General features: G+C 67.7%; 29 protein-coding genes, 1 tRNA gene and 1 riboswitch. Of the genes, 18 read left to right on the top strand and 12 right to left on the bottom strand.

Annotated features, from left to right (window positions below; all coding sequences use genetic code 11):
• Window positions 1-32 precede the first annotated feature (32 nt).
• The gene (gene galU, locus ASF87_RS01125; protein ID WP_042539866.1) at window positions 33-920 is read right to left on the bottom strand and encodes a UTP--glucose-1-phosphate uridylyltransferase GalU; all 888 of its coding nucleotides are present in this window, start codon (window positions 918-920) and stop codon (window positions 33-35) included.
• A gap of 40 nt (window positions 921-960) precedes the next feature.
• On the opposite strand from galU, the gene ASF87_RS01130 reads away from it, so the two are divergent.
• From ASF87_RS01130 to mscL, 3 genes are read left to right on the top strand one after another with little or no spacing between them, the layout of a single operon-like run.
• Window positions 961-1,557: a 5-formyltetrahydrofolate cyclo-ligase gene (locus ASF87_RS01130; protein WP_042539864.1), complete on the top strand. Its 597-nt coding sequence runs from the start codon at window positions 961-963 to the stop codon at window positions 1,555-1,557.
• Window positions 1,558-1,572: 15 nt separating this feature from the next.
• Window positions 1,573-1,845: an FmdB family zinc ribbon protein gene (locus ASF87_RS01135; protein ID WP_042539862.1), complete on the top strand. Its 273-nt coding sequence runs from the start codon at window positions 1,573-1,575 to the stop codon at window positions 1,843-1,845.
• A 28-nt stretch (window positions 1,846-1,873) separates the two neighbouring features.
• Entirely contained in the window at window positions 1,874-2,299 is a 426-nt protein-coding gene (gene mscL / locus ASF87_RS01140) for a large conductance mechanosensitive channel protein MscL (protein ID WP_042539861.1), read from the top strand.
• An 87-nt stretch (window positions 2,300-2,386) separates the two neighbouring features.
• Here the strand turns inward: mscL and ASF87_RS01145 are convergent, their stop codons facing one another.
• Window positions 2,387-2,581 carry a hypothetical protein gene (locus ASF87_RS01145; RefSeq protein ID WP_056373557.1) on the bottom strand — a complete coding sequence of 65 codons (195 nt, stop codon included), beginning with the start codon at window positions 2,579-2,581 and terminating at the stop codon, window positions 2,387-2,389.
• Entirely contained in the window at window positions 2,574-6,293 is a 3,720-nt protein-coding gene (locus ASF87_RS01150; RefSeq protein WP_056373559.1) for an ATP-binding protein, read from the bottom strand. Before ASF87_RS01150 ends, ASF87_RS01145 begins: the two co-directional genes overlap by 8 nt.
• A 190-nt stretch (window positions 6,294-6,483) precedes the next feature.
• Between ASF87_RS01150 and ASF87_RS01155 the strand changes: the two genes are divergently transcribed.
• Complete coding sequence (locus ASF87_RS01155) at window positions 6,484-6,999, top strand: methylated-DNA--[protein]-cysteine S-methyltransferase (protein ID WP_056376275.1); 516 nt, start codon at window positions 6,484-6,486, stop codon at window positions 6,997-6,999.
• A gap of 62 nt (window positions 7,000-7,061) precedes the next feature.
• On the opposite strand, the gene ASF87_RS01160 is transcribed toward ASF87_RS01155, so the two are convergent.
• Window positions 7,062-8,699 (bottom strand): solute symporter family protein, encoded by a 1,638-nt coding sequence (locus tag ASF87_RS01160; RefSeq protein WP_042539855.1) that lies wholly within the window; start codon window positions 8,697-8,699, stop codon window positions 7,062-7,064.
• Window positions 8,696-9,043, bottom strand: a complete 348-nt coding sequence (locus ASF87_RS01165; protein ID WP_042539853.1) for a DUF485 domain-containing protein — start codon at window positions 9,041-9,043, stop codon at window positions 8,696-8,698. Before ASF87_RS01165 ends, ASF87_RS01160 begins: the two co-directional genes overlap by 4 nt.
• Window positions 9,044-9,152: 109 nt before the next feature.
• On the opposite strand from ASF87_RS01165, the gene ASF87_RS01170 reads away from it, so the two are divergent.
• The 3 genes from ASF87_RS01170 to ASF87_RS01180 all read left to right on the top strand — a co-directional run bounded on the left by ASF87_RS01170 (window position 9,153) and on the right by ASF87_RS01180 (window position 10,861).
• Entirely contained in the window at window positions 9,153-10,010 is an 858-nt protein-coding gene (locus ASF87_RS01170) for a LuxR C-terminal-related transcriptional regulator (protein ID WP_056373561.1), read from the top strand.
• A 63-nt stretch (window positions 10,011-10,073) separates the two neighbouring features.
• Window positions 10,074-10,141, top strand: a riboswitch (guanidine-III (ykkC-III) riboswitch).
• 10 nt (window positions 10,142-10,151) lie between these two features.
• A complete protein-coding gene (locus tag ASF87_RS01175; protein WP_056373563.1) occupies window positions 10,152-10,478 on the top strand; it encodes a DMT family transporter in 327 nt (108 codons plus the stop codon).
• Between the two features lie 38 nt (window positions 10,479-10,516).
• A complete protein-coding gene (locus ASF87_RS01180; protein WP_056373565.1) occupies window positions 10,517-10,861 on the top strand; it encodes a histone-like nucleoid-structuring protein Lsr2 in 345 nt (114 codons plus the stop codon).
• A 1-nt stretch (window position 10,862) separates the two neighbouring features.
• On the opposite strand, the gene ASF87_RS01185 is transcribed toward ASF87_RS01180, so the two are convergent.
• Window positions 10,863-11,507, bottom strand: a complete 645-nt coding sequence (locus tag ASF87_RS01185) for a MarR family winged helix-turn-helix transcriptional regulator (RefSeq protein ID WP_082508715.1) — start codon at window positions 11,505-11,507, stop codon at window positions 10,863-10,865.
• Window positions 11,508-11,584: 77 nt separating this feature from the next.
• Here ASF87_RS01185 and idi point away from each other — a divergent pair, with 77 nt between their 5' ends.
• From idi to ASF87_RS01225, 8 genes are read left to right on the top strand one after another with little or no spacing between them, the layout of a single operon-like run.
• Window positions 11,585-12,106: an isopentenyl-diphosphate Delta-isomerase gene (gene idi / locus ASF87_RS01190; protein WP_079113265.1), complete on the top strand. Its 522-nt coding sequence runs from the start codon at window positions 11,585-11,587 to the stop codon at window positions 12,104-12,106.
• A 2-nt stretch (window positions 12,107-12,108) separates the two neighbouring features.
• On the top strand, window positions 12,109-13,200 hold the full coding sequence (locus tag ASF87_RS01195; RefSeq protein WP_052492919.1) for a polyprenyl synthetase family protein: 1,092 nt from the start codon (window positions 12,109-12,111) through the stop codon (window positions 13,198-13,200).
• Window positions 13,197-14,102, top strand: a complete 906-nt coding sequence (locus tag ASF87_RS01200; protein WP_042539842.1) for a phytoene/squalene synthase family protein — start codon at window positions 13,197-13,199, stop codon at window positions 14,100-14,102. The genes ASF87_RS01195 and ASF87_RS01200 overlap by 4 nt, the downstream gene beginning before the upstream one ends.
• Window positions 14,099-15,700: a phytoene desaturase family protein gene (crtI, locus tag ASF87_RS01205; RefSeq protein WP_042539841.1), complete on the top strand. Its 1,602-nt coding sequence runs from the start codon at window positions 14,099-14,101 to the stop codon at window positions 15,698-15,700. The genes ASF87_RS01200 and crtI overlap by 4 nt, the downstream gene beginning before the upstream one ends.
• Window positions 15,700-16,041 (top strand): lycopene cyclase domain-containing protein, encoded by a 342-nt coding sequence (locus ASF87_RS01210; RefSeq protein ID WP_042539838.1) that lies wholly within the window; start codon window positions 15,700-15,702, stop codon window positions 16,039-16,041. Before crtI ends, ASF87_RS01210 begins: the two co-directional genes overlap by 1 nt.
• Window positions 16,038-16,382 carry a lycopene cyclase domain-containing protein gene (locus ASF87_RS01215; RefSeq protein ID WP_056373570.1) on the top strand — a complete coding sequence of 115 codons (345 nt, stop codon included), beginning with the start codon at window positions 16,038-16,040 and terminating at the stop codon, window positions 16,380-16,382. Before ASF87_RS01210 ends, ASF87_RS01215 begins: the two co-directional genes overlap by 4 nt.
• A complete protein-coding gene (locus ASF87_RS01220) occupies window positions 16,379-17,266 on the top strand; it encodes a prenyltransferase (RefSeq protein ID WP_056373572.1) in 888 nt (295 codons plus the stop codon). Before ASF87_RS01215 ends, ASF87_RS01220 begins: the two co-directional genes overlap by 4 nt.
• Window positions 17,267-17,314: 48 nt before the next feature.
• Complete coding sequence (locus ASF87_RS01225; RefSeq protein WP_056373574.1) at window positions 17,315-19,501, top strand: MMPL family transporter; 2,187 nt, start codon at window positions 17,315-17,317, stop codon at window positions 19,499-19,501.
• A gap of 4 nt (window positions 19,502-19,505) precedes the next feature.
• Here the strand turns inward: ASF87_RS01225 and ASF87_RS01230 are convergent.
• From ASF87_RS01230 to ASF87_RS01245, 4 genes are all read right to left on the bottom strand, one after another.
• A tRNA-Arg gene (locus tag ASF87_RS01230) sits at window positions 19,506-19,579 on the bottom strand.
• A gap of 41 nt (window positions 19,580-19,620) precedes the next feature.
• The gene (locus ASF87_RS01235; RefSeq protein WP_042539885.1) at window positions 19,621-20,118 is read right to left on the bottom strand and encodes an HNH endonuclease; all 498 of its coding nucleotides are present in this window, start codon (window positions 20,116-20,118) and stop codon (window positions 19,621-19,623) included.
• Between the two features lie 328 nt (window positions 20,119-20,446).
• The gene (locus ASF87_RS01240; protein WP_042539830.1) at window positions 20,447-21,241 is read right to left on the bottom strand and encodes a M23 family metallopeptidase; all 795 of its coding nucleotides are present in this window, start codon (window positions 21,239-21,241) and stop codon (window positions 20,447-20,449) included.
• Between the two features lie 290 nt (window positions 21,242-21,531).
• Window positions 21,532-22,233 (bottom strand): metal-dependent transcriptional regulator, encoded by a 702-nt coding sequence (locus ASF87_RS01245; protein ID WP_042539828.1) that lies wholly within the window; start codon window positions 22,231-22,233, stop codon window positions 21,532-21,534.
• Between the two features lie 99 nt (window positions 22,234-22,332).
• Here ASF87_RS01245 and serC point away from each other — a divergent pair, with 99 nt between their 5' ends.
• Window positions 22,333-23,445 (top strand): phosphoserine transaminase, encoded by a 1,113-nt coding sequence (serC, locus tag ASF87_RS01250; RefSeq protein ID WP_056373576.1) that lies wholly within the window; start codon window positions 22,333-22,335, stop codon window positions 23,443-23,445.
• Between the two features lie 71 nt (window positions 23,446-23,516).
• Here serC and ASF87_RS01255 read toward each other — a convergent pair whose 3' ends face one another.
• Both ASF87_RS01255 and ASF87_RS01260 read right to left on the bottom strand, forming a co-directional pair.
• Complete coding sequence (locus ASF87_RS01255) at window positions 23,517-24,194, bottom strand: DUF3027 domain-containing protein (protein ID WP_056373578.1); 678 nt, start codon at window positions 24,192-24,194, stop codon at window positions 23,517-23,519.
• Window positions 24,178-24,558 carry a cold-shock protein gene (locus tag ASF87_RS01260; RefSeq protein ID WP_056373580.1) on the bottom strand — a complete coding sequence of 127 codons (381 nt, stop codon included), beginning with the start codon at window positions 24,556-24,558 and terminating at the stop codon, window positions 24,178-24,180. Before ASF87_RS01260 ends, ASF87_RS01255 begins: the two co-directional genes overlap by 17 nt.
• Before the next feature lie 139 nt (window positions 24,559-24,697).
• Between ASF87_RS01260 and ASF87_RS01265 the strand changes: the two genes are divergently transcribed.
• Both ASF87_RS01265 and ASF87_RS01270 read left to right on the top strand, forming a co-directional pair.
• On the top strand, window positions 24,698-24,973 hold the full coding sequence (locus ASF87_RS01265) for a hypothetical protein (protein WP_056373582.1): 276 nt from the start codon (window positions 24,698-24,700) through the stop codon (window positions 24,971-24,973).
• Between the two features lie 10 nt (window positions 24,974-24,983).
• Complete coding sequence (locus ASF87_RS01270) at window positions 24,984-26,693, top strand: helicase-associated domain-containing protein (RefSeq protein ID WP_056373584.1); 1,710 nt, start codon at window positions 24,984-24,986, stop codon at window positions 26,691-26,693.
• Window positions 26,694-26,696: the final 3 nt, after the last annotated feature.

Consider the following 26,696-nt stretch of genomic DNA (forward strand, 5'->3'; position numbering starts at 1 on the left):
CCTGATCCATCCGTGCGCCCCCGCGATGACGCCTAGAGGCGTTCCGCGAACTCCTTCAGCCACGGGCGCAGCTCGGGGCCGAGGTCGTCGCGATCTGAGGCCAGCTGCACGATCGCCTTGATGTAGTCGACGCGGTCACCGGTGTCATAGCGGCGGCCGCGGAAGATCACGCCGACCACGCCGGGGCCCTCGGGCCTGGTCGCCAGCACCTGCAGCGCGTCGGTCAGCTGGATCTCTCCGCCCTTGCCGGGTTCGGTGTGCTCGAGCACCTCGAAGATCGACGCGGGAAGAACGTAGCGACCGATGATCGCGAGGTTCGACGGAGCGTCTTCGGCGGCCGGCTTCTCGACGAGGTCGGTCACGCGCACGGCGTCCGATCCTTCGATGTCCTCCACGGCTGCGGCGCCGTACATGTGGATGTTCGCGGGGTCGACCTCCATGAGGGCGATCACGGCGGCGCCGGAGCGCTCGTGCTCGGCGATCATCTCGGTCAGCAGCTGGTCGCGCTCGTCGATGAGGTCGTCGCCCAGGAGCACGGCGAAAGAGCTGTCGCCGACGTGCGTGCGGGCACGCAGCACCGCGTGACCGAGGCCCTTCGGCTCGCCCTGACGGACGAAGTGGATGTCAGCGAGATCACTCGAGTGGATGACCCGAGCCAGACGACCCGTGTCGCCCTTCTCCATCAGCTTCACCTCGAGCTCGGGAACCGAGTCGAAGTGGTTGGAGATCGCGTTCTTGTTGCGGCCGATGATGACGAGGATGTCGTCGATCCCGGCTGAGGCGGCCTCTTCGACGACGTACTGGATGGCCGGCTTGTCGACGACCGGCAGCATCTCCTTCGGCATCGCCTTCGTCGCAGGCAGGAACCGTGTTCCCAGTCCTGCGGCGGGAATGACAGCCTTCATCTTCCTAATACCCATCCACACAGCCTAGTGGGGATGCCGCCGTAGACTCGGAGGCATGCCTCACGACGTCGAGCACGAGAAGCGCGCGCTTCGCGCCGAGCTCCGCGAGCGCCGCCAGCTGCTGAGCGACGCGCAGCGGGAGATCGCGGCATCCGCCATCACGCAGCGACTCGACGAGCTCGTCGCATCGCTGGGCGCCCGGTCGATCTCGTGCTTCCTCTCGACCACGACCGAGCCGGGCACGAGGGAGTTCGTCACCGGGGCAGTGCGCCGCGGCATCCGGGTCCTGCTTCCGGTGACCCGCGCAGACGGTCTGCTCGACTGGGCGGTCGCGACCGATGACGACGACGTCGCCGAGGGGCTGTTCGGACTGCCCGAGCCGACAGGCGAGGTCCTCGGCCCGATCGCCGTGAACGACGTCGACCTGATGATCATCCCTGCCGCCGCGGTCGACCGCACCGGGATGCGCATGGGCTGGGGGCGCGGATACTTCGACAAGACCATCGGATCGATGGAGAAGTGCCCGCCTGTCTACGCAGTCATCTATGATTCCGAGGTACTCGACTTCCTGCCGAGGGAGGTGCACGATCAGCCGGTGTCCGGCGTCGTCACTCCCACGCAGACCCTCCACCTGTCGCCGACGCGACGCTGACCCGCGAGGATCGCCATGCCCACCTATGCCTACGCCTGCCGTTCGTGCGGCCACGCCTTCGACGCCGTGCAGAGCTTCTCGGACGACGCTCTCACCGTCTGCCCCGAGTGCGGCGGCGAGCTGCGCAAGCAGTACGGATCGATCGGCGTGACGTTCAACGGATCGGGCTTCTACCGCAACGACTCGCGCGCGGGTTCCGGCGCATCGACGTCCGCACCGGCATCATCGAAGTCGGAGCCGGCGAAGAGCACCACTCCGGCGCCCGCGTCGACCAGCACTTCATCCTGACCACATCGACTCTTCGGAGGCACTCACCATGCTCAAAGGCTTTAAGGACTTCATCCTCCGCGGCAACGTGATCGACCTGGCCGTCGCCGTGGTCATCGGCACCGCGTTCACGGCGATCGTCACCGCCGTGGTCAACAGCATCATCACCCCGCTCGTCTCCCTGTTCTTCAAGGCAGACGCGACCGGAAACTTCGGGCCGCAGCTGACGAGCATCTACGGCGACACGGTCACGTTCCCCATCGGCGACCTGATCTCGGCGGTCATCAGCTTCCTGTCGGTCGCCCTGGTGGTCTACTTCGTCTTCGTCCTGCCGATGAACACGTTCAAGGCGCACGTCGAGGCTCGCAAGGGCACGCCCGCCGAGCAGCCGGAGGAGGAGCCGGCCGCCGCGACCGAAGCCGAGCTGCTCGTCGAGATCCGCGACCTGCTCGCCAGGAACAGCTCGCGCAGCTGACGCGGCATCGTCCTACGACGAAGCGCACGGTCCTGATCGGACCGTGCGCTTCGTCGTATCCCCTGCAGAAGGCGCAGGGGCAGGTGTTCAGTAGTGCGGGGGCACGTCCTGCATCAGCTGATCGTCGTTCGGACCCTTCGGGCCCTTCGGCCGCTGGGGGTCCTTCACGACCCGTTCCGGGTCGGTGTCGGTTCCCGGCACGGGAGTCAGCCGGGCACGTCTCGATCCGGAGACCCGCACGACCTTCTGCCGGGGTGCGTCAGGGTCGCGCTCGTCAGTCATTCTGCGGATCGGTGAGATCGATCGGCTGCGTGTCGTTGTCGGCGCGAGCCGCGGATGCCGAGATGCCCAGGACACCGGCGATGCGCGAGGCCGCGGTGACCGGGTCGCTGTAGAGATCGAACGCATGCACGCGCACGTAGTGCCAACCGAGGCGACGCAGCACATGCGGGCGCAGTCGGAGCGTCTCGCGCAGCGACTCGCCACGAGACTCCGGGTCGGACTCGATCACGACCGCCTTGCCGTTGTGCTGGGCGACGAGGGGCAGCAGGCCGCGATAGTCCACGTCGACGGAGGCGCCGAGGCGGCGCAGCTCGCGTGCGAGTGCGAGCGTCAGCGGATCGGCGAGGTCTTCGAGGCGCGCATCGCGTGCACGGGTGGCGAGGCCGCCCAGGATCGACATCAGCGTGGCCGCGCCGTACTCGAGTCGACCGTCGTCGAACGAGGAGGGTCGGATCGACGAGACGATGACCATGGACCGCCGGGCGCGGGTCATTCCCACGGTGAGCAGCCGCTCGCCGTCCGGCGTCGAGAGGTCACCGAAGTCGCTGAGCACCCGGCCGTGCTTGGTGAGGCCGTAGCCGAGCGAGAAGATCACGCGGTCGCGACTCTCGGCGACGGACTCCTCGAGCGTGAGCACCGCGAAGGGCTCGGCGGTATCGCGACCGACGAAGTCGGCGACATCCGATCGTCCGGCGAAGGCGGAGGTGACCGCCGCGCGCACGCGCTCGGCGTGACGCCTGCTCGCCGTGACGACCATCAACGACTCGTCCGGGCGATGCACGGCGTGCTCGACGACCAGAGTCACGACACGGGCGACCTCAGCCTCGGGGCTCTCCACCGCACCCGATACGGGGTCGGGCGCTCCCGTGCCGCCTTCGACGTAGTCGACGGTGAGGCTGCCGCGTCCCAGATACGACCCCGCCCAGGGCAGGGAGACGATCTCGCCGCCGTAGAACGCGTCGTTGATGAGTTCGGCGAGATCTTCGCCGCCTGCGCGGTAGCTGCGCGTGAGGGTCATCACCGGCAGCAGCTCCGACAGCCGCTCGAACACCGACACGGAGTCGAAGGGAACCTCGTGCTCCCACTCGGAACCCGGGTCGACCGCGACGTGGAACGCGGTCGGCAGCTGCGTGACCGGGTCTCCGAACGCCACGACCTGACGCGCACGGCGGATCGCCGGGGCGGCTTCTGCCAGGTTGATGGCGGCCGCGTCGACGAGGAGAACCGTGTCGAACTCGACCGAGTCGGGGATCTGCGGCACGAGGTAGGGCGACGAGATCCAGACCGGCGCGAGCACGTCGACGAGCGTTGGCGCGGAGCTCACGATCTCGGCCGTCGTCGTCGCGGGCTGCTTCAGTGCGCGCCTCAGATTCTGGGATTCCTGCGGCTCGTCGACGATCGCGATCTTCCACTGGTTCGCGAGCTGCCATGCGAGAAGCGGACCTGCCATCGCGGCATGCGCCTCGTCGACGAGACGGAAGTCCCGCTCGAGCCGATCGACCACCGCCGTGTTCGCGCCGAGCAGCGCCCGGTCCTCCTGCAGAGCGCGCTCGAGCAGCGTCTGCCACCAGGCGAACTCCAGCTCGTCCCCCACGCGCGACTCGGCCACGTGCCGAACGGACAACTCCGCCAGCAGCGGCTCGAGACCGAGTTCGGCCAGTCGATCGCGCAGCTGCGCACGCTCGACGAGGTTGTCGAAGACATCGGACTTGGCCGCGAGGCCCGCGAGAGTGCGCACGAGACGGGCCACGGGAAGCGTCGAGAGCGGCTCCCTGCGTCCGAGCGCGACGTCCAGCTCTGCGAGCTCGGCCGTGACGCGCTGCCAGGAGGCGTAGACGTCGGCGAGGCCGAGCGGCACCTCGGGTGCGACACCGGCTTCCACGAATCGCTGCCACTGGGTGCGCTGCGCCTGGATGCGGAGCAGCGACTCATGCATCTCGGTGACGTGCACTCCGGGGCGGACGTATTCCTTCGCGAGTCGACGCAGACGGCGCCGGTTGGCTCCGGACATGGCCGGCGCATCGCGTCGCGAACCGTGGGCCTGGATGAGCTCCCCCAGCGGGCGCTCGAACACGGTGGGGCTGAACCGGTCGAGGGAATCACGGATGCCCTGCAGGAGCCGCAGGTACTCGCCGAGCTCGTCGATGGTCGAGAACGGACGCATATGCGTCTGGGCGATCAGCGCATAACCCCGCTCGAGCAGGGCAGGCACGCTCGCGGAGTGCAGGCGCGCCGCCAGCTGATGCGCGGACTTCGCAGCCTCCGTGCTCGAGAAGGTCACGCCGTACCAGGGTGAGTCGTTCGGGCCGAAGCGGAACTCGCCCAGGCGCGCCGCGTGCGCGAGCGCTGCGGCAGCCGATGAGCGATCGTCGGCGAGACGGCGGAGGGTCTCGGCGCTGAGCCGCGCGGTGGTCGACGGCGGAGTCGGCAGGGAGGCGAGCCTCGTGAGGTGACGCGTCGCGTCGAGCACTGAGGAGTTCGTTCCCGCGACCGGAGCGGTGAGCGCGTGCCGGTAGTCCCGCAGCACGGCGCGCAGACGCACCAGCGCGTCATCGACGTCGCTGACCTTCGGAGCAGTCGCCTTCTCGTTCCGGCCGATCGCGCGCACGAGGTCGCGGCGCACGCTGGCGGGTGAGACCGCCAGGCTGTCGAGACCGATGCCCGCGAGGCGGTGCCGCACCCCGTCGAGGGTCGAGCGCCGAGCCGAGACGACGAGCACGCGCTTGCCGGCGCGCACGAGCTCGCCGAGCGCATTGATCACGGTCTGCGTGCCGCCGGTGCCGGGGAGAGTCGCGACGGTCAGCGAATGGCCGGCCGCGATCTTCGCGAGAAGAGCCTCCTGCTCGGCATCCGCGTCGAGCAGCAGATTGTCGGATGCCGGTGCGCGGTCATCCGGTCCGGTGTGGTGCGGGTCGGGCCTGCGGGCGGAGACCTGTTCGCGGTCGCCGACGTGTCCGGCGAGAGCGTTGAGCACGACGTGGTCGAGGCTGCCCCCGTCGCGGGACATCGCGCCGCCGACGTCGGCGAAGGTCGAGACCACGAGCCTCGGCAGCACGGTGAACGTGTCGATCGATCGCGTCGTGGCACGCAGGCTGTCGATCACGGGCTGGGGCTTGAAGATCCCGCCGTCGTAGGCGAGGGCGGCGAGCGCTGCGGCGTCGATCGTGATGCCGAAGTGCTCGCGCGCGATCCGCACGAGCTCCGGGTTCACCTCGAAGGCACCCTGCAGCTTGAGCTCGAAGTCGGAGTGGTGCCGTCGGATCGCCAGCGGGCGAAGGAGCACGGGTGCCGAGAACTCAGCCCCGCCGATGCGCCATCCGGCGACCCCGACCGCGAGGTGCACGGCTTCGATGCCGCGGACGGTGCGCAGCTCGGTGTTCTTCGCGGTGATCCGCTCGGCGGCGAGCCTCGCGGTCCGCAGACCGACCTCGTCGCGGTAGAGGTTCGACAGCAGGGTGGACTTGCCGGTGATGAACTGGGGAAGGCTGCCGGGGTGGGCCTTCGAGATGTCGATGCCGGACTCGACCGTGTCGCGGAAGTTGACGAGCGGCGATGGGCCGCCGAGATCCGCGGCTTCCGCACGCAGACGGGTGCGCTCCGCTTCTGCGGCATGCGCGATGCCGATACCGGAGACCGGCTCGTGCAATTCGCCGAGGGTCACTGCGGCATCGGTTGCCGCGTCATCCGCAGCCTTGCCTTCACGTCGCCACACACCTCACACACTAAGCGCGCCTCGCCCCGCAGCCGGTATCCCTGGCGGGTTTCACCGGATTTCCGCCCATCAGGGGGCTGGATCAGGTGTATGCGGACTGCTTCTGCACGCAAGCCGTGAGTGAGCGGCGTCTCCCCCGGTCGCGCTCGTGATGATGCCCGCGCTCGATCGCGGCGGTCAGTATGGAGGCATGACCTTCCGCTACGACTTCGCACCGACCCCCTTCGGAGACGCACTCGCCGTGTTCTCCGACGAGGGGCTCGTCCGATTCGACCTCTCGGAATCGGACGATCCCTCGGTTCCCTGGGTTCTCGAGAACGTCTCGGGCCAGCTCGGCGCCGTCCCCGATCCCGACCCCGGAGCAGCCGACGACGTGACCGAGCTCCTCGACGCCTACTTCGACGGCGCGCCGGTGCGATTCGAGGATCATCTGGAGTTCGATTGGCGCCTCGTCGACGGGTTCGCCCGCACTGCTCTGCAGACGATCAGCACGATCGAGTGGGGAGAGACGATGAGTTACGGCGAGATCGCGGTGCTGGCCGGTCGCCCCGGCGCCGCGCGCGCCGTCGGCACCGCGTGCCGCCTCTCCCCCTTCTCGATCGTCGTCCCGGTTCACCGCGTGGTGCGGTCCGACGGAACGGCGGGGCAATACGGCGCGCATCCGGAGCGCAAGAGGTTCCTTCTCGATCTCGAGTCGCACAGCTGACCGCACACGACGTGGACCCCGACGAGTAGGCCGTCGGGGTCCACGATCGCTTCACCGCCGGATCAGTGATCCACGGCTTTCTCTGCTCCGAACCCGGTGAGCGACCGCACCTCCATCTCGGCGGCCAGGAGCGGCGACTCCTTGGTGCGGCTCGTGACGGTTCCGAGCCAGCCGAGGAAGAAGCCGAGCGGGATCGATACGATGCCCGGATTGTTCATCGGCCAGAGGACGATGTCGATCCCGGGGATCATCGACGTCGGCGAACCGGAGAACACCGGCGACAGGACGATGAGGATGATCGCCGCCGCAAGACCGCCGTACATGCTCCAGACCGCGCCACGGGTGTTGAATCGCTTCCAGAACAGCGAATACAGGATCGTCGGCAGATTCGCCGAGGCGGCGACCGCGAAGGCGAGCGCGACGAGGAAGGCGATGTTCTGCCCCTGGGCGCCGATGCCGCCGATGATGGCGAGGATGCCGATCACGACCACCGTTCGTCGCGCGACGCGCACCTCGCCGTCGGGGTCGGGCTCGACCGGGTTGCCCGCGGAGTCCTTCTTGCCCTTCTGGATTACGTTCGCGTAGATGTCGTGCGCGAACGAGGCGGCTGCCGTGATCGTGAGTCCGGCCACCACGGCGAGGATGGTCGCGAAGGCGACCGCCGAGATGAAGCCGAGCAGCACCGGTCCGCCCAGATACAGCGCGAGCAGCGGGGCGGCCGAGTTCGGTCCGCCGGGTGCTGCCGCGATCACATCCGCGCCGACGAGCGCGCCCGCTCCATATCCGAGCACCAGCGTGAGCAGATAGAAGCCGCCGATGAGCCAGATGGCCCACACCACTGAACGACGAGCCTCCTTGGCGGTGGGCACCGTGTAGAAGCGCATCAGCACATGCGGGAGCCCGGCGGTTCCGAGCACGAGGGCCATGCCGAGAGACACGAAGTCCCAGGGGTTCGCCCCGTACTGCAGCCCCGGCCCGAGGATGGCATCACCCTTGTCGGAATTCGCCACCGCTCCCTCGAGCAGCGTGTTGAGACTGAACCCGTTGATCGCCAGCACCCAGATCGTCATCGCGATGGCACCGCCGATGAGCAGGAACGCCTTGACGATCTGCACCCAGGTCGTGCCCTTCATGCCACCGATGAGGACGTAGACGATCATCAGCAAACCGACCACGGCGATCACGATCGACTGCCCGATCCGGCCGTCGATTCCGAGCAGCAGCGAGACCAGGCCGCCGGCACCCGCCATCTGCGCCAGCAGGTAGAAGAAGCACACGGCGAGCGTCGTGATCGCGGCCGCCATGCGCACGGGGCGCTGCTTCAGACGGAAGGACAGCACGTCGGCCATCGTGAACTTGCCGGTGTTGCGCATGAGCTCTGCGACCAGAAGCAGTGCGACGAGCCAGGCGACGAGGAATCCGATCGAATACAGGAATCCGTCATAACCGTTGATCGCGATTGCTCCGCAGATCCCGAGGAACGACGCCGCCGACAGATAGTCGCCGGCGATCGCGAAACCGTTCTGCGGCCCCGTGAACGAGCGGCCGGCGGCATAGTAGTCAGCCGCCGTCTTGTTGTTCTTGCTCGCCCGAATCACGATGAAAAGCGTCACCGCGACGAAAGCCAGGAAGATCGAGATGTTGAGGACGGGATTGCTCTCGGCCGTAACCGGCTGGGTGGCTGCGTGAATGATGTTCATGCTTCTCCCTGCGCCTTCTCGAGCTCTTCACGGATCTCCGTGGCGATCGGATCGAGCCGCCGGTTGGCGAACGCGACATAGCCCATCGTGATCGCGAAAGTGGTGACGAATTGCCCGAGCCCCATGAGCAGTCCGACGGTGATATCGCCCCACACCCTCTGCGACATGAAGTCGATCGCGAATGCGGCGAGCAGGACGTAGACGAAATACCAGATGAGGAAGAACGCCGCGAGCGGGAAGATGAACGATCGCTGCGTCTTCTTCAACTCACGGAATCGTGGTGATTGCTCGACAGCGATGTAGTCGATCGCTCCCGGCGAATCAGCCGTCTGATGGTCGGTCATGGGGCCTCCTTGCCTCATGTGCTGCGGCTCGCCCCGGTTTCCCAGGCGAATGATAGGGTCGACGCTACGAAACGGGGAACAGCGCCGTCACCCCCGAAAGTAGGTAGTCGTGACCACATCGACCCGGATGGAATCAGAGACCGAGCTCGTCGCCAGAGCCGTGCGCGAGCTCGCTCAGCGCACCCGGTTCCCGGTCGCCTTCGGTGGGCTCATCGACGAGGGTGTCGTCAGCGTGACCAGCATCGTCGGAAACCGCACCCGCAGTCTCGACGGGCTGCGTGTGAGACCCGAGCGCGGCCTCGGAGGGCGGGCGATGATGGAACTGCGCCCCCGCATGACCAGCGACTACGGATCCTCACAGCAGATCACCCATGACTACGACGTGTTCGTGCTCGGCGAAGGACTGCGGACCCTGCTTGCTCTGCCCATCGTCGTGAGCAGTCGCCCTCGAGGCATCCTCTATGCGGGAGCCTGGGACAGGACACCCGTCGGAGGGGTGACGACCGCCCCGGCGATGCAGGTCGCGCAGTCTGTGGCTGAGGAGCTCCGCGTCCGCGACGAGGTGGAGCGACGACTTCGTTCGGTGGCACCGGCATCCGATTCCGTCGCGCCGCGTCATCGCGAAGAGCTGCGCGAGAGCTTCGCCGAGCTTCGCAGCATCGCGGCGTCCGTCGATGACGCCGAACTGCGCGCGCGAATCGCGCAGGTGGAACAGCGTCTCGTGATGCTCGCCGAGGACGCTGTCCCGTCGGGGACCGGACCGATCTCGACGGTTCATCTCTCCCGTCGGGAGACCGATGTGCTCGCGTGCGCGGCCCTCGGGGCGACGAATGCGGAGATCGCCGGCCAGTTAGGCCTCCGCGAGGGCACGGTCAAGGCCTACCTCGGCACGGCCATGTCGAAGCTCGACGCGTCGACCCGACACGCTGCTGTGGCGAAGGCGCGCCGCGCCGGGCTGCTCCCCTGAACCGCAGGCACGCGCGGCAGCAGGGCTGCACAGGCGCTGCCCAGCGCTGACGGCTATCGTGGACACTGGTCGGTGAACCCCGGCCCCGGACGAGGCAGACCAGTACCCGGTGAGCGAAAAGACTGGTCCGAAAGGACCGTCATGTCGTGGATCGTGCTGATCGTCTCCGGAGTTCTCGAGGCCGTGTGGGCGACTGCCCTGGGCAAATCCGAGGGACTCACCAAGCTCTGGCCGAGCATCATCTTCGCGGGCGGTCTAATCCTCTCGATGATCGGGCTCGCATTCGCGATGCGGGATATCGCGACCGGCACCGCATATGCCGTATGGGTCGGAATCGGGGTGACGCTCACGGTCATCTGGGCGATGGTCACGGGTGACAGCGAGGTCTCCTGGGTGCGCATCCTGCTGCTTCTCGGACTCGTCGGATGCATCGTCGGACTGAAATTGATCGACCCCGGTCATGAGTAATATTCCGGAACTTGTCAATTCGGAGTATCGTCATTTCCATGGCAAGAAGAATTGTGCACCAGCTGGTAGACGACATCGACGGAAGCGTTCTGGACGCCGGTGAAGGCGAGACCGTGCATTTCTCGCTGAATGGGACCTCTTACGAAATCGATCTGAATACCGCCCACGCAGAAGAATTGCGCGCGGCATTCGAGCCGTATATATCGGCAGGGCGTCGGGCCGGCTCCGCCGTGTCTGCGCGCTCGGCGGCACCTCGTAAGCACGCCGGCCGTAACCCGGAGGTCGCCGCGATCAGGGCGTGGGCCAACGACAACGGCTACACGCTCTCAGAGCGGGGCCGCATTCCTGCTCCGGTCGTCGAGGCGTACAACGCCGCGCACTGACTCACTCGGAGGTCGCGACTCCGGGTTGGGCCCACGGCTCATCCCGGAGCGTGATCTCCTTCGCCATGTCCGACAGGAATCGGATGACGACGTCACGCTCCTCCGCCGTCAACCGCGCTGCTGAGTAGAAGCGCTTGGCCTGCTGACGACCCACCGTCTCCATCGCCGCCTGTCGCGTCTCCGGAGTGATGGTGATCGCCAGAGCGCGCCGGTCGGTCGGATGCGGTGCGCGCCGGATGTGGCCGCCCTTCTCCAGGCGGTCGAGCAGCTTGGTCGTCGACGCCGTCGAGATGCCGAGGTGGGTGGCGATGCCTCCAGGAGTGGCCGTCGCACCGCGGTTCGCGCAGACGATCAGATAATGCAGCGCTCGCATGTCCGTGTCGTTGAGGCGCATGTAACGTCGCGAGGCGAGCGACAGCTTCTGCTCCGCGTCCCTGAGCTCGCCGAGCGCTCCCATCACCAGCGCGATCTGGCGCAGGTCCTCAGGTGCGACTCCGGACCGGTCGATCAGGGTGCTCCGCGGATCCGCGGACTCGACGTCGTAGATCGCCGCGTGCGCGACGCCGTCCGGCGAGCCCGCCTCCAGTCGAGAGAGGACGTCGGACGCGCCGCTTCCGCGGGGGGTGGCGTCGGGTCCGTCGTGCATGACATCATGCTACACACGAATGTTTCATGTTATGTTGATTATTAGCTAAGCTAGCGAAAATCGAGGAGGTTCCCCCGTTGGATGAGGTCACCCTCCTTTCTGCAGACGGAGTCGCGATCGGCACCAGTGCGAAAGACACGGTCCACACGACCGATACCCCTCTTCACCTGGCCTTCTCCTGCCACGTCTTCGATCGTGAGGGGCGTCTTCTGGTGACGCGACGAGCACTCGCGAAGCGCACATGGCCCGGCGTATGGACCAACAGCTTCTGCGGTCACCCTCGCCCCGGCGAAGACATGACCGACGCCGTGCATCGACGCGCACAGGACGAACTCGGGCTCCGCCTCACCGACGTCTCCCTGGTGCTGCCCGACTACCGCTACCGGGCCGTCGACGCGAGCGGAATCGTCGAGAACGAGATCTGCCCCGTCCATGTGGCCATCGCAGACGGCCCCCTCTCCCCTGACCCCGACGAGGTCGCCGAGTGGGCATGGGTCGACCCGGCGGAGTTCGCCGACTCCGTGATCGGCGCTCCCTTCGCCTTCAGCCCCTGGCTCGTCGAGCAGCTCCCCCAGCTCCGCGACCTCGGGGTGGTGTGACCATGACCGTGACCGTGACGCAGGCCGCGCCGCGAGAGGACCTGAGCCCTCGAGTCGAAGAGATGCTCCGCCAGCGCTTCGCCCTGCACTGCGAGAACGCAGAGGCGTATGGAACCGAGTTCGCTGCGCTCTGGCGCGCGACCGCAGACCATGCGCTCGGCGGCAAGCTCGTTCGCCCGAGGCTGCTGCTCGACATCCATCGCGCACTCGTCCCGTCCGCCGACGACAGCGCGACGGTGGCCGCCGTCGACATCGCGACGCACATCGAGCTGCTGCACTACGCCTTCCTGCTGCACGACGACGTCATCGACGGAGATCTGACCCGCCGCAAGCGACCGAACCTGATCGGAGAGCTCGCGGCGAGCACGCCGGCCACCTCCGAGGAGGACTCGCTGCACTGGGCAAGATCCAGCGCGATCCTGATGGGCGATCTGATGCTCTCGGCCGCGATCATGGGTTTCGCCCGGGCAGAGGTCTCGGCGCACGCACGACGACGCCTGCTCGATCTCGTCGAGCAGACCATCCTCGAGACGGTGGCCGGCGAGCACACCGACGTGGCGCTGAGCCACGGGATCATCGCGTCGGACGTCGACACCGTCCTCACCATGAGCGTCTACAAGACGGCGACCTACTCGTTCTCACTGCCTCTGAGAGCAGCGGCGCTCCTCGCCGACTCCTCCGATTCGGCCGAAGCGACGCTGCAGTCCGTGGGCCGCCACCTGGGTCTCGCATATCAGCTGCAGGACGACCTGCTCTGTGTCTTCGGAGACCACCGCACACATGGCAAGGATGCGTTCTCCGATCTGCGGGAGGGCAAGGAGACGGCCCTCATCGCCTTCGCCCGATCGACGGGCACCTGGGAGCGCATCGCGCCCCGATTCGGTTCCGCAGATCTGAGCCTCCAGGATGCCACCGCGATGCGCGACCTGCTGCGCGAATGCGGAGCCGAGCGATTCGTCGTCGGCCTCATCGGCGATCAGCTCGACGCGGTCTACGCGCTGTTGTCAGAGGCGGAGCTCGCCGGCGAGATCAGCTCGGATGCCGCGCGGTCGATTCTGGTCTCCGCGTCTCGCCTCGAAGGACGACAGGCATGAGCCCGACCCCTCACGACGCGTCGGGTGCGAGTCTGGGACGGTTCAACCGCGCCGCCGACACAGCATCCACCGAGGTCATCCGCACATACTCGACGTCGTTCGGGCTGGCGACCCGACTGCTCGGGGAGAGACATCGCCAGCATGTGCGCAACATCTACGCCATGGTTCGCATCGCCGACGAGATCGTCGACGGCGTCGCCGCGCAGGCAGGACTCGACGAGTCCGCGCAGACCGGCGCGCTCGCGTCTTATGTGGCCGAGACCCACCGGGCGATGGATGTCGGATACAGCACGGACCTCGTGTTGCACGCCTTCGCGCGCACGGCGAGGGAGTGCGGGATCGGCGAGGATCTCACGCAGCCGTTCTTCGACTCGATGGCCGCAGACATCGCGGGCGACACCGGCTTCACCGCCTACGACGCGGCGGCGCACGAGCGCTATGTCTACGGCTCGGCCGAGGTGGTCGGACTGATGTGCCTGCGGGTGTTCCTGCGAGAAGACACGCGCACCACCGGCGAACTCGAGACCCTGACCCACGGAGCACGACAGCTCGGCGCCGCGTTCCAGAACGTCAACTTCCTCCGTGACCTCGCCGACGACACCGAGCGCCTCCAGCGCGGCTATCTCGGCGACGGCGGCCGCCTCACCGATGCCGACCGCGACGACTGGGTTCGCACCATCACGGCGCAGCTCGACGATGCGGCACGCTCGATCCCCTTGCTGCCCAAAGACGCTCGCGCCGCCGTGCGCAGCGCCCACGCGCTGTTCGCCGCCCTGACGAGACGCGTCGCGAAGACTCCGGCCTCGAGCCTCTACGAGCGCCGGGTGCGCGTGCCGGATCCGATCAAGGCGCTGCTGGCCACGCGGTCAGTGCTCGTGACGGCGCTGGAGCGGAACCGATGAGCCGGGTCGCGGTGATCGGCGCGGGAGTCGCCGGTCTCGCTGTCGCAGGACTGCTCGCCCGCGACGGTCACGAGGTGACCGTCTATGAGAAGAACAGCCGCGTCGGTGGTCGCGCGGGCACCATAGAGCGCGACGGCTTCCGGTTCGACTCCGGGCCGTCGTGGTACCTCATGCCCGAGGTGTTCGACCACTTCTTCGAGATGATGGGCACCTCGACGCAGGATCAGCTCGACCTGACGCTCCTCGATCCCGGGTACCGCGTCTTCCAGGCACCGGAATCGGACGGGCACCCATCGCCCTCCGTCACCGTGCCCTTCGGGCGCGCGGCGGTATCTCGTCTGTTCGAGTCCCGCGAGCCCGGCTCGGCGCAGGCGCTCGACGCGTACCTCGACTCGGCGCACGACGCGCGCGTCATGGCCGAACGCTACTTCCTCTACAACCCGTTCACGCGACTGCGCACGCTGATGACGCCGGAGGTGCTGCGAGCCCTTCCTCGTCTCTTCACGCTGCTCGGCACGCGCCTGCAGTCGTTCGCCGCTCGGCGCTTCCGAGACCCGGTGATCCGTCAACTGCTCGGATACCCCGCGGTGTTCCTCGGCACCGATCCCCGCACCGCCCCGGCGATGTACCACCTCATGAGCGCTCTCGATCTCGACGAGGGCGTCAGCTATCCGCAGGGCGGGTTCTGGCGCGTCGTCGAGCGCATCGCGGAGCTGGCCGAGGCGGCGGGCGCCAGGATCGTGCTGGATGCCGACGTCACGGCGATCAGCACAGGCATCCGGTCGGGCGCACCCACTGTGACGGGTGTCGAGTGGCGCGACTCCGACGGAGTCGCGCACACGGCAGACGCCGACATCGTCGTCTCCGGCGCCGATCTGCATCACACCGAGACGGCGCTGCTCCCACCGCACCTTCGCACGTACCCCGATTCGTGGTGGCAGCGGCGCACCAGCGGACCGGGTGCCGTGCTCGTGATGCTCGGCGTCCGCGGCTCTCTGCCCGAGCTGCCGCACCACTCGCTGTTCTTCACCGAAGACTGGGATGCCAACTTCGACGCCATCTTCGGCGATGCGCCCGAGATCCCCTCCCCCGCCTCGACGTACGTCTGCCGTCCGAGCGCCACCGACAGCACCGTCGCCCCCGAAGGGCACGAGAACCTCTTCGTGCTGGTGCCCATCCCTGCCGACACCGCATTGGGCGCGGGCGGCTCCGACGGCGGCGGATCTGCGGCGATAGAGCGGGCAGCGGATGCCGCGATCGACCAGATCTCGCGCTGGGCCGGCATCGACGACCTGCGCGAGCGCATCGTGGTGCGTGAGACGAAAGGTCCCGCAGACTTCCTCGAGGACTACAACTCGTGGCGCGGCGGGATGCTGGGACCGGCACACATCCTCTCCCAGAGCGCGATGTTCCGCGCTCAGAACGAGTCGCGCCAGGTGACGGGGCTGTACTACGCGGGCGCCACGACCGCACCGGGGGTCGGCGTGCCGATGTGCCTGATCAGCGCAGAGATCGTTCTCAAGCGGATCCGCGGCGACCACTCCAGCGGACCTCTCGACGTCTCGGCCACCGCTGAGTCTGCGAGCGGAACCGCGTGATGGGCTTCGTATATCCGGTGGTCCTGCTCGCCACCCTCGGATGCATGCTGCTGCTCGATCGGAGATTCCGGCTCTTCTTCTGGCGCGACGCCGTCTCCGCGTCCGTCGTCACGGCCGTCGGGCTCGCGTTCTTCCTCGTCTGGGACGTCGCGGGCATCGCCGGAGGGATCTTCTTCCGTGGCGAGTCGGCCATCGCGACAGGGATCGTCCTCGCCCCCGAGCTCCCGATCGAGGAGCCGGTCTTCCTTCTGTTCCTGGTCGTGTGCACGATGATCGTCTACACCGGCGCCGTGCGCATCCTGACGAGACTGACCCGACGCCCGAGCGAGGTCGCACAGTGACCTACCTCGAGCTCTCCGCGTGGTTCGTCGGCGCCGCGGTGGTGGCGGCCATCGTTCTGTCCGTCGTCTCGGGCCGGCATCGCGCCCACCTCGGCGCCGTGGCCGTGACCGTCGTCGTGCTCTTCATCCTCACCGCCGTGTTCGATACGGTGATGATCGCGACGGGCCTGTTCCACTACTCCGCCGATCATCTGCTCGGCGTGCACATCGGTCTCGCGCCTCTCGAGGACTTCGCCTATCCGCTCGCCGGGGCGGTGCTGCTGCCGACTCTGTGGGCGGCGCTGCGCGCCCGTCGACGCGCTCGTGACGACGTCAGAACCGCCGACGAGGATCCCTCATGACCTCGTCGGCCCGCGGATCCGTCGGTCGCGACATCGCGCAGATCGTCCTGTCATCCCGTCCGATCAGCTGGATCAACACGGCGTTCCCCTTCGCGGCCGCATACCTTCTCAGCACCCGAGAGATCGACCTCACGCTGATCATCGGCACGCTGTACTTCCTGGTGCCCTACAACCTGGCGATGTACGGCATCAATGACGTGTTCGACTACGCGTCCGACCTCGCCAACCCGCGCAAGGGCGGGATCGAAGGCGCGCTGCTCTCCCCCCGCATCCACCGGGCCACACTGTGGGCGGCGGTCGTGACGAACATCCCGTTCCTCGTCTACCTCGTGGTGGTCGGAAACCCCGCGTCGTGGTTCTGGCTGGCGATCAGCGTGTTCGCCGTGATCGCCTACTCCGCGCCGGGGCTCCGGTTCAAGGAGCGGGCATTCCTCGATTCGACGACCTCGAGCCTGCACTTCGTGACCCCGGCGATCGTGGGTCTCGCCCTGGCCGAAGCATCCGCCACGCCCACGGCGGTCATCGTGCTCATCGCCTTCTTCCTGTGGGGCATGGCGGCACACGCCTTCGGCGCGGTGCAGGACATCGCACCCGACCGCGAAGGCGGGATCGGATCGATCGCGACCGTGATCGGAGCCCGTGCGACCGTGCGGCTGTCGATCGCGCTCTGGGCGCTGGCCGGCATCGCGATGCTGTTCACCTCGTGGCCGGCCCCGCTGGGCGCTGCGCTCGCGCTGCCGTACATCGTGAACGCCGCGCCCTGGTGGAACGTCACCGACGAGACCTCCGCGGGCACCAACCGCGCCTGGCGGCGTTTCATCTTCCTCAACTATTTCGCCGGGTTCCTCGCGACGATGATCCTCATCCTCGCCTGGGTCTCCTGACGTCCACCATCGCTGATCCCCACCCTGCACCACCCGAGAGGAACCCCGATGTCCCGCCCTGAGCACGCGCCCACCCCGCCGACCCGAGTGCGCACACGGCGACACTCCTGGGCGCGCGTCCTCATCCCCGTCGCCCTGATCCTGGTGTGGCTGGTCGGAGCAGGGCTCGGCGGCCCGCTGTTCGGCAAGGTCGATGAGGTCTCGTCGAACGATCAGACGAGCTATCTGCCCGAATCCGCTGATGCCACCCAGGTGCAGAAGCTCCTCGGCGAGTTCAACGACAGCGATGCCATTCCCGCGATCGCCGTCTTCGTGTCCGATGACGAGCTCTCGGAATCGGATCTGCAGACCATCTCGGATGCCGTCGCCGACGCCCCCTCGGTAGAGGGTGTGAGCGAGGACGTCTCCCCCGCTCTGACGTCCGAAGACGGCAAGGCGGTGCAGGCGTTCATCCCCATCGAGGGCGACGCGGAGCTCGCCGATGCGATCGACGCGCTCGGCGCTCAGCTGCGGGAAGCCGCTCCTGGCGGCGTCACCGTCTACATCACCGGTCCTGCGGGCTTCAGCGCAGACCTCGTCGCCGGGTTCGCCGGCATCGACGGACTGCTGCTGGGCGTCGCCCTTCTCGCGGTGCTCGTCATCCTGGTCCTGGTCTACCGCTCGTTCCTGCTGCCGATCGTCGTGCTCTCTACGAGCCTGTTCGCTCTCTGCGTGGCATTGCTCGTCGTCTGGTGGCTGGCCAAGTTCGAGGTGCTGCTGCTCAGCGGACAGACCCAGGGCATCCTGTTCATCCTGGTGATCGGAGCGGCGACCGACTACGCCCTGCTCTTCGTGGCGCGGTTCCGTGAAGAGCTCCGCGTCGTTCAGGACAAGGGAGCAGCCGTGCTGGCTGCGTGGAAGGGCTCGTTCGAGCCGATCGTCGCCTCCGGCGGCACCGTGATCGCCGGCCTTCTGTGCCTGCTGCTCAGCGACCTCAAGTCCAACAGCACTCTCGGGCCCGTGGCCGCGATCGGCATCGTGTTCGCGATGCTCGCAGCGCTCACTCTGCTTCCTGCACTGCTGCTGCTGTTCGGCCGCGCGGTGTTCTGGCCCCGGCGTCCGAAGTTCGAGCCGGAGGTCGTCGCCGAAGAGCACGGCATGCGCAAGACCGGGCTGTGGGCGCGTCTGGCCCGCATGATCACCAAGAGCCCCCGCGCGATCTGGATCGTCACGACTCTCGTGCTGCTCGCCGGCGCGTCCGGCGTGCTGCAGCTCAACGCCGCCGGCGTTCCGGCGTCCGACCTCGTGCTCGGCGCCTCGGAGGCCCGCGACGGACAAGTGGCCCTCGGCGAGCACTTCCCTGGCGGTTCCGGCAGCCCCGTCTACGTGGTCGTCGCAGAGGACAGGCTGCAGGATGCCGCCGACGTTCTGCTCGCCGACGAAGGCATCGACGGCGTCTCGGCGACGGCTGCCGATTCGCCGAGCGGTGCGGCAACGGTCACCGCAGACGGACTGGTCGCGGTCGGCCCTCCAGGTGCCCCCGTGCCCGAGCCGACAGTGGTGAATGGCGAGGTGCTGCTGCAGGGCACGTTGACCGACGCGGCCGACTCGGATGCTGCTGCTGCCACGGTGCGCGAGCTGCGCGTCGAGTTGAACGAGCTCGACGCGCTCGTGGGCGGTGTGACGGCGACCGCGATCGACACGAATGACGCGTCGATCCACGACCGCAATCTCATCATCCCGGTGGTGCTCGTGGTGATCATGCTCATCCTCATGCTGCTGCTGCGTTCGATCCTCGCCCCAGTGCTGCTGATCATCACCACGGTGCTGTCGTTCGGCACGGCCATGGGCGTCTCGGCGCTGGTGTTCAACGGCGTGTTCGACTTCCCCGGTGCCGACCCTGCGGTGCCGCTCTACGGGTTCGTGTTCCTCGTCGCGCTCGGCATCGACTACAACATCTTCCTGATGACCAGAGTGCGCGAGGAGTCTCTCGAGCACGGCACGCGCGAGGGAGTCCTCCGCGGGCTCTCGATCACCGGAGGCGTGATCACCTCCGCCGGTCTCGTACTCGCTGCGACCTTCGCCGCACTGTCGGTGATCCCGATCCTTTTCCTGGCACAGCTCGCGTTCATCGTGGCGTTCGGCGTGCTGCTCGACACGTTCGTGGTGCGCTCGCTGCTCGTGCCTGCGCTCGCCTACGACCTGGGTCGAGTGATCTGGTGGCCGTCGAAACTGTGGCGGAGCGGTCGCGACTGAGGAGTGCCCTCGACTGGATTCGAACCAGCGACCTGCCCTTTAGGAGAGGGCTGCTCTATCCTGCTGAGCTACGGGGGCGAGGATTCCATTCTAGAGGAACCCTCGCCCCCGGCTTCCGCTCACGCCGCCAGGGCGAGGTACGGCTCCCACCTCGGGTCGCTCCGCTCGGTGCCACGCACCGTCCACGCGGTTCCGTGAGGAGGACGCGGCGCGAAGCGCAGCTCCCAGCGCATCTCCTGCGGAGTGCGGTCGCTCTTGGTGTTGTTGCAGCGCAGGCAGCAGGCGACGAGGTTCTCCCATGAGTCGGCTCCGCCCCGCGAGCGCGGCATGACGTGGTCGATGGTCGACGCCGCCTTGCCACAGTAGCCGCAGCGGTGATTGTCGCGGCGTAGGACGCCCCGCCTGGTGACCGGCACCCGTCTGCTGGCGGGAATGCGCACGTAACGCGAGAGGACGATGACGGCGGGGCGGTCGTAGACGCCGTGGCTGCCCCAGACGGGGTCGTCTTCCACGCGCTCGATCACGGTGGCCTTGTCGTTCATGACCAGGACCAGGGCTCTCTTGAACGACACGATCGCGAGCGGTTCGTATCCTGCGTTCAGTACAAGTGTGCGCATCGTCATCCTCTCGATCCGCCGGGACGGCTTCCCGGCACTCTCGACTCACACGAAGCCGCACGGAGCGGAGGCGTTCGCAGGGATGAAAAAAGGCGCTGTCTACAGACAGCGCCTCATTCGCACGGCAAAGCCGTGGTGTCCCTGCGGACGATGCAGAAGGACGTGACGACCGAGGTCATCCATGGTTCGGATGCTCGATATTCGCTCCATCAGCTTCTCCCGCCTGTGCGACAACGGGTTCAGGCTAACCCATCAGGAGAGCACGAGGGCGAAACTGCGGGTGAACTCCCGGAGGCGTGTCCGCGAGCAAGAGGGTGGAGTGGCTCGATCAGCCCGCGTTGGCGCCGAGCCAGGCGATGGGCTCCATGAGCCCGCCGTTGACCCAGACCTCGAAGTGCAGGTGGTTCGCCGTCGAACGCCCGGTGCTGCCGACGAAGCCGATCAGCTGACCGGCGGCGACGGTCTGTCCGGCTTGGACCTGGCGCGAGCCGTAGATCATGTGGCCGTACGTGGTCTGCACGCGCTGGCCGCCCACGACGCTGTCGAGCATGACGGCGACGCCGTATCCGCCGATGCTCTCCGCCGAGGCGCGCACGACGCCGGCAGCGGCGGCGTAGATCGGCGTTCCGGCCGGAGCCAGCATGTCTGCACCCTGGTGCGCACCGCCGACTGTGCGGCTGACGTTGTACGAACCCTGCGGAAGCGGATAGCGGACCTCGCCGGAACCCGGCGAGACCAGCGCGTAGTTGCCGATGTCGAAGCTCGACGAGGACGAGGCGGTGACGGCCTTGGCGGCGGCCGCAGCACGGGCCGCGGCGGCTTCCTCCGCCTTCTTCTTCTCGATCTCACCCGGAGTCGTGGCGGTGAAGGTGCCACGACTGAGTGGTGCGGCCGTGGCGTCGGAGGCGACGACCAGAGACTGGGCGTCAACGGCAGCCATCTGCTGCACCGTCGTCGCCGCCTCGGCGGGCTTCGTGGCAGCGTAAGCGGGAAGAGCGACAGCAGCGACGAGAGCACCGACGGCCCCGAAGATGGCGATCGAACGCAAGGGCTTGACGACCTTGCGGGCGTCGACGCGGCTGCGGGAGCTGCGAGCGACTGCTCGATCTTCAGTTGTCTTCATGGGCGATTCGATGTCTTTGGCCAAAACTTGATCCTCCAGCGCCTGCGCGCTCGGGTAGCGCTGGCTCGTCGGCACTCTGCTCTCGTGGCACGAATGTAGCTCGGGTACGTTGTGCGGTCTGACCGGGAGGTCGACGAGCCTGGAAGGCGAGTCCTCTCGGGTGTCATCAGCGGGCTTCTTCGACGACCTGTCCGAGGTTACCGGAAGATAACGATTCTGTCACCCCGCGAACCTGGCAATCCTCGGAGAGGCGGAATTACGCGGATCTGAGGGCCGATCGGCCTCGTGGATCAGGCAGGTTCGCCGACCAGGAAGATGTGGGAGGCGAGCTCGACGGGGAGCTCAAGACCGTCTTCCTGGCCCTCCATCTGGATGAGGACGTATCCCTCGTTGAAGCGATAGTCCCCCTTCGCGCCGGGGACGACGCCCGCGTCGCGGAGCTGCTCGAGCAGCTCAGGATCGACCTGAGCGGGCTCGGCGAGACGACGCACAGTTCCGTCGATCGGAGCGCCCGCAGCGTTGAGCTTCTGCACCAGTCCGATGACACCTTCGTCGAAGGTGCGTGCCGGGGTGTCGCCCAGCTGGTCGAGCCCGGGGATCGGGTTGCCGTACGGCGATTCGGTCGGGTGACCCAGCAGCTCGACGAGTCGACGCTCGACCTGCTCGCTCATGACGTGCTCCCAGCGGCACGCCTCTTCATGCACGTACGCCCAGTCGAGACCGATGACGTCCGAGAGCAGACGCTCGGCCAGGCGGTGCTTGCGCATGACGTTGACGGCCTTGCGACGGCCAGCGTCGGTCAGTTCGAGGGTGCGGTCCTCGGAGACGACGACGAGACCGTCGCGCTCCATGCGCCCCACTGTCTGGGAGACCGTCGGACCCGAGTGTCCGAGACGCTCGGAGATTCGCGCACGCAGCGGCACGATGTTCTCCTCCTCGAGTTCGAGGATGGTGCGGAGATACATCTCCGTGGTGTCGATCAAGTCCGTCATGTGGCCCTCCGGGTCTTCTTAGGCAAGCCTACATTCCCACGCGGACATCAGGGCGTCATGCGGTGAGGGCACTCGGGGCTCACGCCGTAGAATCGACGCATGGCGATCGAGATTCCCCGTGACCTCCTGCCCGCTGACGGCCGCTTCGGCTGCGGTCCCTCGAAGGTGCGCACTGCGCAGCTCGACGCGCTGCTCGCCGCGGCGCCCACCCTGCTGGGCACCTCGCACCGCCAGGCGCCGGTCAAGAACCTGGTCGGCAGCGTCCGTGAGCAGCTGGCGGCTCTGTTCCGGCTCCCCGAGGGATACGAGATCATCGTCGGCAACGGCGGTTCGACGGCGTTCTGGGATGCTGCGGCCTTCGGGCTGATCGAACGACGCAGCCAGAACCTCGTGTTCGGCGAGTTCGGCGGCAAGTTCGCCGCCGCCGCCGCCGCTCCGTGGCTCGAGGCGCCCGATGTGCGCAAGTCCGAGCCCGGTTCGCGCACGGCCGCAGAGGTCGTCGAGGGCATCGACGTCTACGCCTGGCCGCACAACGAGACGTCCACCGGTGTCGCGGCCCCCATCGAGCGCGTGATCGCCGACGGCGCTCTGACCGTCATCGACGCGACCAGCGCTGCCGGCGGCATCGACTTCGACGCCGCCCAGGCGGATGTCTACTACTTCGCGCCGCAGAAGAACCTCGGCTCCGACGGGGGCCTCTGGTTCGCCGCGGTGTCGCCTGCCGCGGTCGACCGGATCGAGCGCATCGCCGCCTCCGACCGGTATATCCCGGAGTTCCTCAGCCTGAAGAACGCCGTCGACAACTCGCGACTCAACCAGACGCTGAACACGCCGGCGCTGACGACGCTGCACCTGCTCGACAGCCAGCTCGGCTGGATCCTCTCGAACGGCGGCCTGTCGTGGGCCGGCGCCCGCACGGCGGAGTCCTCGGCGGTCCTCTACGACTGGGCATCGGCATCATCCGTGGCGACCCCGTTCGTCTCGGATGCGGCACACCGCTCACCCGTCGTCGTGACCATCGACTTCGCCGACACCGTCGACGCCGCAGCCGTAGCCAAGACCCTGAGGGCCAACGGCATCGTCGACACCGAGCCCTACCGCAAGCTCGGCCGCAACCAGCTGCGGGTCGCGACCTTCGTGTCGATCGAACCCGACGACGTCCGACAGCTCACTCGCTCTCTCGACTACGTGCTCGAGCAGCAGGGCGCCTGACGCCAGGGAGTCGACGTGAAAAGGGGCCGCGTTCACACGCGGCCCCTTTTCACGTTCGACTCAGTGGACGGTCATTCCTCGTCGTCGGAGTCGTCGTCGTCGTCGGAGTCCTCGTCGTCATCGTCGTCGTCGTCGGAGTCCTCGTCGTCGTCGGAGTCGTCGTCGTCCGAGTCGTCGTCTTCGTCCGAGTCGTCGTCTTCGTCCGCAGCAGCCGAGTCGTCGAGTTCGTCGACGTCGACTCCGTCGAGGTCTCCCGCATGCAGCACACGCGGCTCGGCGGCGAGCTCGTCTTCGTCGATGTCGTCGTCGTCATCGTCGATGTCGTCGTCCTCGTCGATGTCATCGAGATCGTCGTCGGATTCGTCGTCGTCGACCGAGCTCTCGTCCTCGCCTTCCGCGGCGGCCGCGGCCGCCTGCGCCGCGAGCTCCACCTGATGGGCGCGGTAATCGGCCAGACGCTCGGCCCACGGCACCCATTCGGGTGCGAGAAGCGCTCCGTCGCCCGGCAGCAGCTCGAGCTCGAGCACCGTCGGCTCCTCATCATCGACGCGCGCGACCGTGACGGTCCAGAACCAGCCCGGGTACCCGGGAAGTCGGTTCTCGAAGCGCAGCGACACAGAGCCGCCCTCTTCGGGGATGTAATCGGCTGCGGGTCCGACGGTCGACGGCGGAGTGATCTCGTGCAGTGCGGCGAGCGCGAGATCATGAGCGTCGATCAGACGCTGGTCCACCTCAGGCTTCGAGGTCATCGGCTACCTTGCGCAGAACTGCCGCGATCTTGCGGCCTTGGGCCGACGAGGGGTACCGGCCGCGTCGCAGATCGCCGCCCATCCCGTCGAGGAGCTTGACGAGGTCCTCGACGATGATCGCCATGTCGTCCGCCGGCTTGCGCTTCGCCTTCGCGAGGCTCGGCGGGGCTTCGAGCACCCGCACGGACAGCGCCTGGAGGCCGCGCTTGCCATCGGCGACACCGAACTCCACCCGTGCGCCCGCCTTGACCGCCGTGCCCGTGGGCATGGCTGAAGCGTGCAGGAAGACGTCTTGGCCGTCATCGCTGGCGATGAAGCCGAAACCCTTGTCTTCGTCGTAGAACCTGACCTTGCCGGTGGGCATGGGAGAAACCTCGCTGAGTCGGTGTGGAGCTGGATCGGACGCACGCGTGCGACCACCTCCAGCCTACCGGTCGCGGGGCGGGGAATCCGTAGGTCACGATGCGGAACCGTGAGACCCTGCAACGACTAGGCTGAGACGGATGAGCACCAAGAGTCCCGAACCTGAGGTTCCCGTTCGCCGCATCGATCGCATCCTGGCGTTCACGGCACTCGGACTCGCCGCGGCATCCATCATCTGCTTCTTCGCGATCATCATCGGCACCGCCGTCGGCATGGAGCAGCAGGACTTCGGCACCGGTGCCTGGCCGTTCATCGCCGCGATCCCGTACTGGGGGCTTCCGGCAGCGTTCGTCATGATCATCGTGCTCCTCATCATGAGCTTCATCCGCAAGGGGCGCGCGGCATCGCGGCCCTGAGGAATCCGTCATGAGCACGCACGCCCGACCGCTGGCCGAATGGCTCTCCGAGGCGAGCGATGAGCAGCTCACCACTCTGTTCTCGGTCCGACGCGTGCGCGCGGATGCCGGATGGCAGGACTTCTTCGATGCCGCCGAGGCGCTCCTCGATCCCACGTCGATCGCGCGGATCCTGCCGTTGCTCACGCACGACGAGGCCGTTTCTCTTCTCGCGGCCGCGGCCACCCCTGTCACAGAGCACTCCCCTCAGCGGGCGACGCTCGAGAGTCTCGCACTGCTGCGCCCCGACGGCGCCACCTTCCCGCCGGTCGCCGCCGCCATCGCCGATCGACCGGAGCCGGCTCCGCTCAGCCTCTCGGCGCCGACGCCCGCGACCGATGCCGAGAGCGCCCATGCGGCCGAGCGGGCGTTCACGACGGTCTCCGCCCTCGCCGATCTGCTGCTGCTCGCGCGAGAGAAGCCCTTCGCACTTCTCGCCGGCGGCAACGTCAGCGCGGGAGAGAAGCGGCAGCTCAGCGAAGCGGGCGTCGCCGCTGAATCGATCGACGGGCTGATCGAGATCGCGATCGACTCGGGGCTCGTCGCACCCGATGCTCGCCGGCTGCGCACCACGCCGCGGACCGAGGAATGGCTGCGATCGCCCGTGGCCGATCGGTGGAGCGCACTCGTGGAGGGCTTCCGCGATGCTCTCCCCCGAGGAGTGCGGGCGTCGGACGGCGGCTGGTCGTCCACGACGGCCTGGGAGCAGGCGCACCCGTGGGACCCCGCGTGGGCCCACCGCAGTGACGCGCTGCTCGAGCGCGCTCGTCTGCTCGGGCTCATCACCGACGGCGGGAGTGAACCCGCATGGGCGGCGGCGATCCGCCGAGGCGAGAACGTCGACGCCGCTGCGCTCGTCGCGCTGCTTCCGAACGAGGTCGATCGCATCTTCCTCCAGAACGACCTGAGCGCGATCTCGCCCGGCCCTCTCGCTCCTGGGCTCGACGTGCGGCTGCGCACGATCGCCGCGCGAGAGTCCGCAGCCCAGGCCTCCACCTACCGCTTCACCCCCGAGTCGATCGCGCACGCGCTCGTCGCCGGCGAGACCGAGCAGTCGATCCTCGAGTTCCTCGAATCGCTCTCGCTCACCGGCATCCCTCAGCCGCTCCGCTACCTCGTCACCCAGATCGCGCAACGGCACGGCCTGGTTCGCGTGTCGATCGACCCCGAGACCGGTCGGACGCGCATCGAGAGCAGCGACCAGCACCTGATCGAGGCGATGGCCGTCGACCAAGGACTGCGACCGCTCGCCCTGACGAAGCACGTCGCCTCTCTGACGACGCGTGTCGGGCGCGACACCGTCTATTGGGCGCTGACTGACGCTCGGTACCCGGCGACGCTCGTCGACGACGACGGACGCGCGATCGCCCGCGAGCGGAATCCGATCACCGAGGCGACGCCCGACCCCGCGCCCGACTATTCCGCGCTCATCGCCGCGATGCGCTCGCATCAGGGGCCGGACGCGGACGCCGCCTGGCTCGACCGCGAGCTCGAGGCCGCTGTCCGAGCGAAGGCCGTGCTGCGAGTGAGCGTCGGAATGCCCGACGGCTCGACGAGAGAACTGATCCTCGAAGCCACCGGGCTCGGCGGAGGACGCCTCCGCGGGCGAGATCGCGCGGCAGATGTCGAACGCACGCTGCCGGTGTCGAGCATCCGCGCCGCCGTCGTGATCGCGCAGTAAACT

This window comes from Microbacterium sp. Leaf161 (genome assembly GCF_001423645.1).
Taxonomy (GTDB): Bacteria; Actinomycetota; Actinomycetes; order Actinomycetales; family Microbacteriaceae; genus Microbacterium; species Microbacterium forte.

Coding starts and splice junctions, on each gene's coding strand:
- ASF87_RS01220 (WP_056373572.1), top strand. CDS start 16,379: ATGACCTCGTCGGCCCGCGGATCCGTCGGTCGCGACATCGCGCAGATC.
- ASF87_RS01255 (WP_056373578.1), bottom strand. CDS start 24,194: ATGACCTCGAAGCCTGAGGTGGACCAGCGTCTGATCGACGCTCATGAT.
- ASF87_RS01245 (WP_042539828.1), bottom strand. CDS start 22,233: ATGACGGACTTGATCGACACCACGGAGATGTATCTCCGCACCATCCTC.
- ASF87_RS01180 (WP_056373565.1), top strand. CDS start 10,517: ATGGCAAGAAGAATTGTGCACCAGCTGGTAGACGACATCGACGGAAGC.
- galU (WP_042539866.1), bottom strand. CDS start 920: ATGGGTATTAGGAAGATGAAGGCTGTCATTCCCGCCGCAGGACTGGGA.
- crtI (WP_042539841.1), top strand. CDS start 14,099: ATGAGCCGGGTCGCGGTGATCGGCGCGGGAGTCGCCGGTCTCGCTGTC.
- ASF87_RS01240 (WP_042539830.1), bottom strand. CDS start 21,241: ATGAAGACAACTGAAGATCGAGCAGTCGCTCGCAGCTCCCGCAGCCGC.
- ASF87_RS01185 (WP_082508715.1), bottom strand. CDS start 11,507: ATGCACGACGGACCCGACGCCACCCCCCGCGGAAGCGGCGCGTCCGAC.
- ASF87_RS01225 (WP_056373574.1), top strand. CDS start 17,315: ATGTCCCGCCCTGAGCACGCGCCCACCCCGCCGACCCGAGTGCGCACA.
- ASF87_RS01195 (WP_052492919.1), top strand. CDS start 12,109: ATGACCGTGACCGTGACGCAGGCCGCGCCGCGAGAGGACCTGAGCCCT.
- ASF87_RS01155 (WP_056376275.1), top strand. CDS start 6,484: ATGACCTTCCGCTACGACTTCGCACCGACCCCCTTCGGAGACGCACTC.
- mscL (WP_042539861.1), top strand. CDS start 1,874: ATGCTCAAAGGCTTTAAGGACTTCATCCTCCGCGGCAACGTGATCGAC.
- ASF87_RS01145 (WP_056373557.1), bottom strand. CDS start 2,581: ATGACTGACGAGCGCGACCCTGACGCACCCCGGCAGAAGGTCGTGCGG.
- ASF87_RS01210 (WP_042539838.1), top strand. CDS start 15,700: ATGGGCTTCGTATATCCGGTGGTCCTGCTCGCCACCCTCGGATGCATG.
- ASF87_RS01260 (WP_056373580.1), bottom strand. CDS start 24,558: ATGCCCACCGGCAAGGTCAGGTTCTACGACGAAGACAAGGGTTTCGGC.
- ASF87_RS01165 (WP_042539853.1), bottom strand. CDS start 9,043: ATGACCGACCATCAGACGGCTGATTCGCCGGGAGCGATCGACTACATC.
- ASF87_RS01175 (WP_056373563.1), top strand. CDS start 10,152: ATGTCGTGGATCGTGCTGATCGTCTCCGGAGTTCTCGAGGCCGTGTGG.
- ASF87_RS01135 (WP_042539862.1), top strand. CDS start 1,573: ATGCCCACCTATGCCTACGCCTGCCGTTCGTGCGGCCACGCCTTCGAC.
- ASF87_RS01235 (WP_042539885.1), bottom strand. CDS start 20,118: ATGCGCACACTTGTACTGAACGCAGGATACGAACCGCTCGCGATCGTG.
- ASF87_RS01160 (WP_042539855.1), bottom strand. CDS start 8,699: ATGAACATCATTCACGCAGCCACCCAGCCGGTTACGGCCGAGAGCAAT.
- ASF87_RS01265 (WP_056373582.1), top strand. CDS start 24,698: ATGAGCACCAAGAGTCCCGAACCTGAGGTTCCCGTTCGCCGCATCGAT.
- ASF87_RS01200 (WP_042539842.1), top strand. CDS start 13,197: ATGAGCCCGACCCCTCACGACGCGTCGGGTGCGAGTCTGGGACGGTTC.
- serC (WP_056373576.1), top strand. CDS start 22,333: ATGGCGATCGAGATTCCCCGTGACCTCCTGCCCGCTGACGGCCGCTTC.
- ASF87_RS01130 (WP_042539864.1), top strand. CDS start 961: ATGCCTCACGACGTCGAGCACGAGAAGCGCGCGCTTCGCGCCGAGCTC.
- ASF87_RS01270 (WP_056373584.1), top strand. CDS start 24,984: ATGAGCACGCACGCCCGACCGCTGGCCGAATGGCTCTCCGAGGCGAGC.